Genomic DNA, 11,528 nt, shown 5'->3' on the forward strand with positions numbered 1-11,528 from the left:
AAACAAAGCTGTATTTGCGGGTTACATGGTTTGGGAAGATAAGACATGGTCACAACAGTCTGTCTTGAATAACGAGCTCAACGTGAACAGCGAAAATGGCTCAGATACGTCGCTGATTTCAGATAACCAACAAGACTCGAACACCGAACTGAGCATTAACACAGAATCAGACTCGAATATCGAATCTGGCTCAAACATCGAGTTAAGCTCAAACACTGAGTTAGGTTTTAACAGTCAAGGCTACCTTGCGCCTTTCTTCTCTCCCAATGACCAGAACAGCTTTGATGCTGTCGCAATGGAAAGCTTTAGCAATACCGATCTCAACAGCAACGGTGAGCGCAAAGATGACTGGCACTTAATGCCATATCAAACAGGTAAAACGTTTGTGATGGAACCGTATTTTTATTCAGTGCGCGGCAAACAGGAGCTCATTACCACCATCAGCCAACCAATCAAACATGACGGAAAAATCATCGGCTCGCTAGGCTTTGATTTATCCCTACATGAACTCCAAAGCCAAAGTGAGTTACTTGCGCGTAACCTGTTTGATGGCCAAGGAAAAATCCTAATCACTTCATGGAAAGGCATTACACTGGCCAACAGCCGAGCTGGAAATATGGTGGGTAAAAAAGTCTCTTCTGAATTGGAATCTGAATGGTCAAAGATTCAGTCTATCGCTAACAGAGAAGGCGCCGGTCTTGTGACTTTCGGCGGCGATGAGTACGCGATTACTGCCATTGATACCAGTGATGCGCCATGGGTAGTCATGGTGTCTGTCCCTAGTAGTCACCTAGCCAAAAGCGTCAATGACTACACCGAGTGGAGTGATGCTCAGAATTCAAAAGCACTTGAAAAAGGTGTGTGGGCGGGAATCATCGCCGCTCTTCTAGGCATTGCCTCAATGGCATTCATTGCTAACTCTTTGGGCAAGGTTTTGAACAACTTAGTGGAACGCTTTAAAGATGCAGCACAGGGTGAAGGTGACTTAACTTATCGCATTGAAGTGAAAGGTAAGGATGAAACCGCTCAGCTTGCACACTGGTTCAATACCTTCCTATCTCGCATACAAGAGATGCTACTTACCGTGATGGTAACGGCTGACCAAGTGGATAAAAACGCGACAGAAGGCCAAGCTCGTGCTGAAGTTTCACGTGACCAGCTGAATTCTCAAGTTAACGAAGTGAACTCACTTGCCACCGCTATCAATGAAATGAGTGCAACAGCGCAAGAAGTGGCGAACTCAGCGGTTCAAGCAGCGGCAGCTGCAAGCCAAGTGCAAAGCAACAGTCTCAATGGTATGACGCGCATGGACAATGCCGCCAGTGCTGTAGACAGCTTGGCTGTGCAGGTTAACGATGCGCAGCAACAAACACAGAACTTAGTCGATTCGAGCACCGCTATTCAGGGTATCTTGAGCGAGATTGGTGGCATTGCAGAGCAAACTAACTTACTTGCACTGAATGCCGCGATTGAGGCAGCTCGTGCAGGTGAGGCTGGTCGAGGCTTTGCAGTGGTTGCTGATGAGGTTCGTAACCTAGCGAATCGAACTCAAGGTTCAACAGAAGAGATTCGCTCTATGTTGGCTCGCTTAGAACAAGAGACTCAATCTATTGTGGTACTGATGGAGCAAAGCCAGAATCAAGCGAACAACACAAAAAGTGAAACCGAAGCTGCACATCAAGCCTTGTCTGAAATCAACCAAGCGATTGAAGTGATTAATGACATGAACAATCAGATCGCTTCCGCGGCTGAAGAACAAAGCTCTGTGTCAGAAGAGATTAACCGCAATGTAGTGATCATCAATGACACAGCAGTGGAAGTGATGGATACCATGACTTCATCAGTAGCAATCAGTAATGAGCTGACAGTGAAAGCCGGAGATTTACACGGCGAACTGAGTAAGTTCAAGCTTTCTTAATTACCAACAGCGTCTAACAATAACTAGGCCGAGAAACACTATGTTTTCGGAGAAACGCAACGTTCTTCGTAAAACACCATGTTCTCGGCCTATCTATTTTAGCTCCGCGCTCAACATTACCCTCACCGAGCAAAAGTCTAATTGGAGTCCAACTCCACAAGTTGGTTAAGCACTTCTTTGTCTAACACTGGGTGATGTTTGCTCGCTAAAATCAGCACAATATCCACCGAAGGCAGTGGTGGCATATCTTCCAGAATGTTCAAATCAGAAGTCACACTCAGCTTACCCATCGCGCCAATCGCTAAACCCGCTTTAACAATGGCACGTTGCGCCGAAGCGGTATTACTGCACGCCAACAACTGATAAGGCGTACCCTGTTTAGTTAGGCCATTCACCGCCGCTGCATGGTATTTACAATCAGTCTGGAACAGAGCAAGTGGAACAGGTTTAGAATCATCAAACACAAAATCAGGGCTGCTTATCCATACTCCCACATCACTGGTAAGCCAATAGCCCTCTTCACTGTCAGGCGCTCGGGTGACAATTGCAGCATCAAGCCTACCATCATCCAACCACTCTCTGAGCGTAATGCTTGGTAGGCTGAATACTTGAATAGAACAGGTGGGTTCTGCTTTCTGCAACAGGCGAATCACTTTTGGCAGAATAGTGTCATTGTAGTCTTCAGGGCAACCGAGTCTTAGAGGTTGTTTGTCTTCGTAACGCTTTACTTGCTTGAGGGCGGTATTGTGGAGGGCGACCAACTGTTCAGCATGAGAACGCAGCGCTAAGCCAGCCTCTGTCAGCACGAGATTACGGCCTTCTTTCTGGAAAAGGGTCACGTTGAGTTCTTCTTCCAGTTTGCGCATCTGCGCACTGAATGCCGATTGGGTGCGATTTATCTGTTTCGCTGCACGAGTAAAGCTACTGGTTTCTACAAACGCGAGAAAGCCTCGCAAAGCATCAATATCCATATTGAAATCACCACCCATCGTTTTTATTAATGTATTGCATCAAAATTATCCGTTAGTGCGCCGCAATACAATCCCCTAAGCTCAAATGCATGCCCCTAAGGCTCAATACCTTACCCTAAGTCTCAAAGCATCCACACTAAACGCAAGGAAGCAACTATGCAGCTTTATATTGGAAACCAGAACTACTCAACTTGGTCATTGCGCGCATGGCTAATATTCGACAACTATAACCTCAATGCGGAAGTCATCAAGCTCAAGCTATTCACGTCTGATTTTTACGACACACTAGCTTCAGTGACACCAACAGCCAAAGTTCCAACCCTGGTTGACGGTGACGTTGCTGTGTGGGATTCACTGGCGATTCTCGAATACGTTAACGAAGCTTACTTGGACGGCGCAGCATGGCCTAAATCAGTGAAAGAACGCGCCCATGCCCGAGCAATTTCTGCAGAGATGCACTCTGGATTTTTTGCCGTAAGAAATGAAATGCCGATGAACTGCCGCGCTCAACGAAAGCTTGCTTTGAGTGGAGAGGCATTGAAAGACATCGCCCGTATTGATGCCATATGGTCGACGCAAATGGAACAATATCCAGAAGGTTGGTTGTTTGGTGAATGGTCGATTGCCGATGCGATGTTTGCACCTTTGGCATTACGCGTTGAAACCTATGGCATCAAACTTTCAGAGAAGGCATCACAGTATCAGCAACGTGTACTCAACAGCCCATCAGTAAAAAAATGGTTGGCAGAAGCGAACTTAGAAACCGATGTGGTTGAAGAGGACGAGGCGGGAGAGCCGGTATAAATAGATTAAAAAGAGTCTCGATGCGATATCGAGACTCGTTCATTATTAGATGATTTGAAAGCGATTTCCTTACTGGCTATTCTGCCGCAACGCCGTCTTTATGATCATTCGGTTCAAATTCTAAAATATCACCAGGTTGGCACTCTAAAACTTCACACAGCTTGTCGAGCGTCGATAGCCTTACGGCTTTGGCTTTATCATTTTTTAATACGGACAAGTTGGCTTCTGTTATCCCAACTTCTTTTGCCAATGTCTTTAATCGCATTTTCCGTTTGGCCATCATAATGTCTAAATTAATGCGGATAGTCATGACAAGTCCTTTAAATGGTTTGGCTATGTTCGTCAGCCAGAATATAACCTTCTTTCATCACCCACGAGATGATCAAAATAATTATACCCAATATCAGTGTTAAAAAGTCCATACCAACGAAACTAATCTCAAAGATACGGTCACCTGGTGGATTATTGAACGACAGAATCACTGACATCAATGAACCATAGATAACTGAACCTAATACCCAATAAAACAAGCTATATCCGAGTTTCTGATAGGACATTGCGTTTTCTAAAGAGAAGATTTCACCTCGCTCATAGTTACGGAATAGGCGTATCAGAACCGTTAATGCATACATAAGAATGCTCGACATCGCCAAACTGGTGAACATTGCGATGATTCTTGTTGTCGTAGTAAGTGGAGAGACTGTGAGTGGGGAGGTTATAAAGTAATCCATCTCGATGGAAAACTGAATAATGCCCATCTCACTAAGAAAGTCATAGGGTGTTTGAACCGTTAGCCAGAAGTAACACACCATGATAGGAGTGAGTGCAAGAAAGGACTGAAGTAGCATTCGCACACGGCGACTTTGTTTTTGAATCTTAGACATACTTATATTCCTGTTGAGTTGATAGAAGAATATTAAGATCAAAACAAACGATGATCAACAACAATTTATCGATAAACGATAAATTATTGTTTATTTGCAATATTAAAATGAGTAAGACCCAGATAGTCCTACATCTACACCACAAATAATTTGGTCGATTGTGATCGCCTAATCACAATGTGCAGATGTGATTGTTTATATTCAACTAAATTCAAATAGTTAAGATAAACGTTATGTTACGAGCAACCATCGTATTACTCAGTGTCACTAGCTTGGCCGTATCTGCCAATGTCACCCTTCCCTCTGGAGAAGACTGGATCAATCATGCTTCTGAAGGGCTCGCACCTTACTGGCTTATGCCGAGCGCACAGGGAGAACCGATAGGCAATTTCCCTACTTTCCGCTGCGATGATGGTACCTTGCTCGATGTATCTGATGTGTGTCCTGAATTGAACAGAGGCTGGATCACTCCCCACTTTGGCAAGGAGTTTACGCGTATGAAATCACGCCAAACCTATGCCTACGGCGTGCTCTATCACCTTACTGGAGACAAACAAGCTTTAGCGCTTGCCAAGCAAGGTGCCTACTACCTCATTGATCAACTAGAAGATAAGAAAAATGGTGGCTTTATTGGCTACACAAAAGAGGGAAAAGCGGGTCAAGATTGGCAGCAACGTACCTCTCAAGATCAAGCGTATGCGCTGGTTGGACTCGCGATGTACTACTACCTGACCCAAGACAAAAAGGTAGAAGAAGCACTCATCGCCCAACAAGCTTTTATCTTTGATAAATATAGACTTAGCGACAACAGCGGTCTTGCTTGGGTACTCGCCGACGGTGAAGATGGCAGTGAAAAACGACGTGAACTGGTCGCGCAACTTGATCAAATAAACGGCTACCTGTTGTTAGTCACTCCTCTGCTCAAAGAGCCCGTCAAAGCCAAATGGCTTGATGACTTAAACTGGCTCACGCAAGCCATGATTGATCACTACCACTCTGAAGATGAACAACGCTTCTACGGCGCAATTCACGACAAAGCGGCAATGATGCCGAATGCCAATCACAATGATTTTGGGCACACCATTAAAGCGTATTGGATGACCTATCTAACTGGTCATGCATTAAAAAATTCCGATTGGTCTGAGTTTGGTTTAGACGGTATGAAACACACTTTGGCTCAGGCGCAATATCAAAAAGATTTTGCCAATGTATCTAACTACTTTGGCGAGCGACTTCAGAAGATGTGGCAAGGGCAAGATATCACGGGCTGGCAAAGCAGACCTCACAGCCAATGGGCGTCATCATGGGAATGGGCTGAGCTTGATCAAGCTGCGATGACGGTATCGCTTATCGATGGTTCAATGAAAGACGTACTGCAATACACCCTGCCCACCTTTCATGATGTATGGGTAGATCATAAGTACGGTGGCGTTGGGCTTGAGCCTAAGCGTACTAAAGCTTTCCATTGGGGCAATGGCTACCACCAATTTGAACATGCGCTGATTGGCTATTTATATGCTCGACAAGAGGAAGGTAAATCCGCTGTACTTCACTACGCAAGGCCAACCAACAGCAAGATGCCAATGGAACCTTATTACTATCAAGGAGATGTAATTAAATTAGAGAATCAGAGTGATGGAACGCAAAAGGTCAGTTTCAACAACATTCGACCTTGATACCTGATATTCACTCATCGGTACTTTTAGACGTGGTTAACGACTAAGACGGAACTGATGAGTGGCTAGCTGTTGACAAAGCCTGAAAAGAAGATCTTCAGGCTTTTGAAATACCGTTGAGCAACATTTATTGGTAGGATTTTAAATGAATACATAAGCAAGTGAATCTTGTCGGATCTTCAGTTAAACCATATACGTCATCACGAAATCACTTCTTATTATTCTGCTCAACCAACTTTTCATTCCACGCTTCGTTGCCGTCTCGCTTACTGACATCATACTCAGAGCAGAACTGCGATATGGTCATGTTGTTATCGCCAGTTGCTAACTTTAATGCCAATTGAACTTGTTGAAGTTTGCTTTGCAGACGAAGGTTTTGACCTGCCTTTGGGCTTTTTTCTTTAGCAAACTTTAAAGCAGCATGCTTACGTTCGGCAGCTCCCGCTCGGCGATCCGCTTCTGATAATAGATATTTTAGCTGCGCGACACTCTTGCCCTTCTTAAAGGCAGGCTCAAGCAACTCAACGCATTCATCAAATGATGGATTTATAACATATGGATCAATTCTATGCGCTTGTTGGCGCATCCACTCTAGCGCGAGCTTTTCATCTGACATAATTACATCTTTACCAAAGAAATAGCCGTACATGGTATCGCTCAATAGCAAACCGCTGCAACAACAAATTAAGCTACAGTGTCACATTTAATTTCAAGAAAATTGCAATTTTCTAAAAGAATCCTCCTTTCACAACCACTTATTCAAACTGGATGATCGGAATAAAGCGATGCTGCGTAGATATGTTTTAGTTTGGTTAGTAAACAAGTCGTCGAAAACAAAAGTGAGAAGAAGAGAAGATATGAAGGCAATGACCCTTTCAAGACAAGATATCAAAGCAATGGACCAGCGTGAGCGCGCTCGTTTAATTAACTCCTTATCGGGGTTTAAAAGCGCAAACCTTATTGGCACCTGTGACAAGCAAGGGCTAGAAAATCTTGCAGTAGTGAGCTCCGTGGTTCATTTGGGGTCGAATCCACCTTTACTTGGCTTCATCATCCGGACTGCGGAAAGTCGCCGTCATACACTAGAAAATATCCTAGAAACTCAACACTTCACTATCAATAGTATCGGGGCGGGCTTTGTTCAAAAAGCTCATCAAACTTCCGCTCGTTATCCTAAATCAGTCTCAGAATTTAACGCGGTCGGTCTCACGCCCTATTACGATGATGTGTTCCCTGCTCCCTTTGTTTTGGAAAGCCCTCTGAAAATAGGCCTGGCCTTCAAAGAGCAGATAACAATTGAAAGTAACCAAACTCAAATGTTGATTGGTGAAGTTGTTACAATTCACGCGCCAAAACGTGCTGTGATGCCGGACGGCTACCTAGATTTAGAAGCGTTAGATTTAGTCACAATTTCAGGGCTAGACAGTTATCATGTCACGCAGAGGTTACATCGTTTAAGCTATGCAAAACCAAATAGGGCACTATTTCCACTGACCCACGAAGGCAACCCAACCTCATGGGAGGCTTTCGAACACAATCTCGCTCATTTTGTTCGGTAATTTACTGACAAAGGTGCTAACTTTCCCAACTTAACCCTGTGCACCATACAACAGCGCTAAACTACATCTATTTCCAAGGACCCTTTTGAAGTTAACCCACTTTAAATACAAAACGCGCAAAGGCCCAGACTACCGACATGGCGATCAGGTGTCATTCATGGACATCAAACAGACCTTCGGTATGGGCAGCATTCGTGTGGGCGCTTGGGTAACGAAAGAAGAGAAAGAGCTCGCTGCAAATCTGATATTCGACTCGTTAGCAGACTTGGCTTATATCTTGGCTTTGCCACCAGAAGCGATTGGCCTTCGCGGCACATTAGGCTTAGCGTTCGGCAGTGGTGGCAGAAAGGGTGTACAAGCACACTACGCGCCAAACCAAAGAGAATTAGCCCTCGCTAAAAATGCAGGTGCTGGTGCGTTAGCGCATGAGTTTTGGCATGCGTTTGACCACTACATTGCCGAAAAAGCGTTTGAGATTGGTGACACCTCCGGTCCTCGCAAGAAAATCTTGTTCGCCAGTGACTGTTGGCTACACGATAGAAAGGTGCGACCTCATCCATTAAACGAGAGTTTGATGTCTGTATTCGATGCCACACTACTCAGTGACAACAACCTAGATAAGCACGATTACGTGGCTCGAAGTGTTATTGCCGACAAAGCGATGTCGGCCCGTTACTTCTCACTACCAACAGAGATGATGGCGCGAGCCTTTGAAGCTACGATTGAATCCTGCTCAGATATCGAGAATGCTTACTTAGTCGATGGCACGACCAAACCAGATATGTTCCCTCTCTATCCAGACCTCAAGCATCGCAAAGAAATTAATAAAGCGCTGCAAGGTTACTTCGCGCCGTTGGGTCGATCTCTAAGTAAATCGCGTTAAGACAAAACATGGCGCCGTCCTTACAATCAAAGGTTTAGCCAGCGGCCCAAGCTTGGTATATAGAAGCGATAACCAAAATAAACTAATCCACTTTCAAAATCTGAGCGTTTGGTCGACATACCAAACGGCTGTAGAGTGAAACCATCACCACTTACTTGCCCGTATGGCGAATAACCTCGTTGGCTGAGTCTTTCGCCTGCTTGGTCAAACACACCATAGACATGACCGAGATGGTTAGTCATGTAATAGATATTTTGCTGGCTCTGCTGACGCATTAATAACCCAGCGACACCGCCTTTTCTATCTGGTCGCCATATATTGTTTGCTAATACGTTGTTCTCGCTGTCACGCTCTTGAAGCTCAATCAGGCCTAAGCGAACAAAGCGTTTCTCTAAGGTTTTAATATTGCTTTCAAAACGCTGATACACTCTTAGAAAATGATCGTGACCATACTCAAATCGTTCCTCAATCTGAGTGCCACTTTTCTCAAAACGAATCGCGGTCAGTCTGTTTTCAGCGTCATAGTCTGCTTCAAAAGGAGTCTCACCTGGCAATAAGCCTTGTACTAAGTTTCCATCAGCATCATAAACAAAAGCGCTACTGTCGCCATCCCACGAGGAAATTTGGTTAAGCGAATTGTACGTGACTTGTGTTTGTGGGCGCTCTAGAAGGAGCGGTTCGTTAGACTCTAATTGGGTGAGTTTACCTGCAACGTCAAAACCGAAAACAAACTTGCCGATTGTATTCACGCCTTTTCGGTATTCGAGCTTGGAGAGATCGCCAATATTGTCAAAGCTCAACACTTGCTTGATGCCATTGGGGTAAGTTAAGTCAGCCGAAACATTATCAGGCGAATCATCGTAGGTGAGTTCAAAGACCTGTTCCAGTGCCGAAACTTGCTTTAGTCGACCCAGAGCGTCGTACTTGTACTCACCGTAGTTATCTCCATCCAACATCAATGAAGACAATCGATTCAGCTTATCAAACCCAAGTTCAATGGTATCGTTGTCCCAAGGGCCATCAATGCTCTCAACTTTACCGTCCGAGAAATAAGAATATTGTGTCAGACCTTGGCCATCAGAGACTGATACCAGCTCTCCTAACGAATTATATTGATAGGAAACTTCTGGTGTAGCGTCGCCATAACTTACACGAGTCAGTTGGTTATTTTCATTGTAATGAAAAGACTTTGTAACGCCTCGAGCATTAGTGGTGCTGTTGATATAACCTTGCTGGTAATCAATTTTTAGCGCGCTGCCATCTGCGTAACGCTTCGTTGTAAGCTGACCCACGGCGTTATATTCAAATTCTGTTTTATTTTGATTGGCGTCAATTAAAGCCGTAGTGCGTCCTGCCGCATCTCGTTTTAACCGTGTAACGCCCAACATAGGGTCAATAACCGCTACCAGTTGCTTTGCTGAATTATATTGATATTGGTAAGTTCGACCTCCCGGAAGGGTTTCGCTCTCTACAAGACGAGGACAACTCCCATAAACAATCTCAGTATCACGATTTCCCTCTCCGCTGACATGAGTGAGTTGGTTAATTCGGTCATAACGATACTGCGTGGCGTTACCATGTATATCAATAACTTGTGTTACGCGCCCTAGCTCATCATATTGATATGACGCCAGCGCCTTACCCTGACTAACAATCGAGTCGAGTCGCCCAGATGAATAACCAAAGTCGACAACGTTACCATCAGCAGTCGTTACTTGTAATAACTGCCCTTGGTCGTTGTATTTATAGCGAGTTTTAACACCGTTTAAATTAGTAGCACCAATCAGTAAGTTATTTTGGCTGTATTCAAAACCCTTTTCGCCTGTCGGCGTGACAGCTTTAATTAAGTTTTGACGATCATCGTAAACATAGATCGTGCTGTTATTGATCGTATCAGTAAACTCCACAACTTTACCAAACGAGTTATTGCGATACTTTACGGAATTACCATCTGAATAAACAGTTTTGGATAGATTACGATTTTGATCGTATTCGAAACGAGTCCATGTACCATCCGGTCTAGTAACCTGTTGAACACGAGAATAACCTTTGGAGAACCGCTGATAGTCATAGACAGTTTTAGGAACGTCGGGTTGGTCATTGTTAACATTAACATCCACGTAATTGATGTAGTGCTCTGGTGAGATGTACCACGCTTTGCCTGTTTCTGAGTTGTAGAAAAACTCCTCTTTATAACCCAGCGGATTTATCGCAGTCACTCGGCTACTCATTCCCATTGGGTCACCAGGTGCTGGATATTCATCTACCCGATTTGAATTAGCGTTGCCTAGCTCAACAATAAATTGGGTTTGTCCCTTAGCATCAGTGATTGACGAGATTATCCCCATCTCATCATAAGTGATATCTGCGGAGTACCCTTGCATGTCCTCAAGCGAGATTAATTCACCTTTCTGGTTATAGTTGAAGTGAGCTTGATACCCCGTCGGGCCTTTCACCGAGACAATTTGCTTGGCCTGGTTATAACTAAAAGTCAGAGATTGATCTAATGCGTTAGTCACACTCGTTAACTGGTCGTCTTGGTAAGCAAACTTAAGTGCGTTACCGCTTTGATCGACCGTGGAACTTAATCGGTAGTTGCCACTTTCCACGTGAGTGAACGTTTTGTAACTGCCGTCAACGTAAGTCGCCTTAATCACGCCATCTTCAACACTCAACCGAGGCAGCAAAGTCGCTTCTCCTGACAGAAGCGATTGTGAATTTAAAACATAGTTAGTACCAATTTGTTGGTATTCATCGACACGTCCTGTTCCCGCAAACAGAACTAGCGAATTAGATTCATTCGGTTGGGTTATATAGTCACTGTAACTATGGG

At 44.4% G+C, this 11,528-nt stretch carries 10 protein-coding genes; 5 read left to right on the forward strand and 5 right to left on the reverse strand.

Annotated features, from left to right (window positions below; translation table 11 throughout):
* A partial coding sequence (locus AB4496_RS13010; protein ID WP_372131109.1) for a methyl-accepting chemotaxis protein occupies window positions 1-1,918 on the forward strand: 1,918 nt, incomplete at its 5' end.
* Between the two features lie 137 nt (window positions 1,919-2,055).
* Here the strand turns inward: AB4496_RS13010 and AB4496_RS13015 are convergent.
* Window positions 2,056-2,907, reverse strand: coding sequence for a LysR family transcriptional regulator (locus AB4496_RS13015; RefSeq protein ID WP_102258269.1), 852 nt, complete (start codon window positions 2,905-2,907; stop codon window positions 2,056-2,058).
* 138 nt (window positions 2,908-3,045) lie between these two features.
* Here AB4496_RS13015 and AB4496_RS13020 point away from each other — a divergent pair, with 138 nt between their 5' ends.
* Window positions 3,046-3,693, forward strand: coding sequence for a glutathione S-transferase family protein (locus AB4496_RS13020; protein WP_102258270.1), 648 nt, complete (start codon window positions 3,046-3,048; stop codon window positions 3,691-3,693).
* Between the two features lie 76 nt (window positions 3,694-3,769).
* On the opposite strand, the gene AB4496_RS13025 is transcribed toward AB4496_RS13020, so the two are convergent.
* On the reverse strand, window positions 3,770-4,003 hold the full coding sequence (locus AB4496_RS13025; RefSeq protein WP_009846209.1) for a helix-turn-helix transcriptional regulator: 234 nt from the start codon (window positions 4,001-4,003) through the stop codon (window positions 3,770-3,772).
* Between the two features lie 10 nt (window positions 4,004-4,013).
* A complete protein-coding gene (locus AB4496_RS13030) occupies window positions 4,014-4,577 on the reverse strand; it encodes a DUF2975 domain-containing protein (protein ID WP_009846208.1) in 564 nt (187 codons plus the stop codon).
* A 233-nt stretch (window positions 4,578-4,810) separates the two neighbouring features.
* Between AB4496_RS13030 and AB4496_RS13035 the strand changes: the two genes are divergently transcribed.
* Window positions 4,811-6,253, forward strand: coding sequence for an N-acylglucosamine 2-epimerase (locus AB4496_RS13035; RefSeq protein WP_102258271.1), 1,443 nt, complete (start codon window positions 4,811-4,813; stop codon window positions 6,251-6,253).
* Window positions 6,254-6,461: 208 nt separating this feature from the next.
* Here the strand turns inward: AB4496_RS13035 and AB4496_RS13040 are convergent, their stop codons facing one another.
* Window positions 6,462-6,869 carry a hypothetical protein gene (locus AB4496_RS13040; protein WP_026012354.1) on the reverse strand — a complete coding sequence of 136 codons (408 nt, stop codon included), beginning with the start codon at window positions 6,867-6,869 and terminating at the stop codon, window positions 6,462-6,464.
* A 241-nt stretch (window positions 6,870-7,110) separates the two neighbouring features.
* On the opposite strand from AB4496_RS13040, the gene AB4496_RS13045 reads away from it, so the two are divergent.
* Both AB4496_RS13045 and AB4496_RS13050 read left to right on the forward strand, forming a co-directional pair.
* Window positions 7,111-7,812 (forward strand): flavin reductase family protein, encoded by a 702-nt coding sequence (locus AB4496_RS13045; RefSeq protein ID WP_009846205.1) that lies wholly within the window; start codon window positions 7,111-7,113, stop codon window positions 7,810-7,812.
* 85 nt (window positions 7,813-7,897) lie between these two features.
* A complete protein-coding gene (locus AB4496_RS13050) occupies window positions 7,898-8,695 on the forward strand; it encodes a CLCA_X family protein (RefSeq protein ID WP_032555113.1) in 798 nt (265 codons plus the stop codon).
* Between the two features lie 26 nt (window positions 8,696-8,721).
* Here AB4496_RS13050 and AB4496_RS13055 read toward each other — a convergent pair.
* Window positions 8,722-11,528, reverse strand: a 2,807-nt coding sequence (locus AB4496_RS13055) for an RHS repeat protein (protein WP_372131111.1), incomplete at its 5' end; no start/stop codon positions are given.

Origin of the sequence: Vibrio sp. 10N.222.46.A1 (genome assembly GCF_041473595.1) — a bacterium.
Classification (GTDB): domain Bacteria; phylum Pseudomonadota; class Gammaproteobacteria; order Enterobacterales; family Vibrionaceae; genus Vibrio; species Vibrio tasmaniensis_A.

Coding starts and splice junctions, on each gene's coding strand:
- AB4496_RS13030 (WP_009846208.1), bottom strand. CDS start 4,577: ATGTCTAAGATTCAAAAACAAAGTCGCCGTGTGCGAATGCTACTTCAG.
- AB4496_RS13045 (WP_009846205.1), top strand. CDS start 7,111: ATGAAGGCAATGACCCTTTCAAGACAAGATATCAAAGCAATGGACCAG.
- AB4496_RS13035 (WP_102258271.1), top strand. CDS start 4,811: ATGTTACGAGCAACCATCGTATTACTCAGTGTCACTAGCTTGGCCGTA.
- AB4496_RS13025 (WP_009846209.1), bottom strand. CDS start 4,003: ATGACTATCCGCATTAATTTAGACATTATGATGGCCAAACGGAAAATG.
- AB4496_RS13015 (WP_102258269.1), bottom strand. CDS start 2,907: ATGGGTGGTGATTTCAATATGGATATTGATGCTTTGCGAGGCTTTCTC.
- AB4496_RS13020 (WP_102258270.1), top strand. CDS start 3,046: ATGCAGCTTTATATTGGAAACCAGAACTACTCAACTTGGTCATTGCGC.
- AB4496_RS13040 (WP_026012354.1), bottom strand. CDS start 6,869: ATGTCAGATGAAAAGCTCGCGCTAGAGTGGATGCGCCAACAAGCGCAT.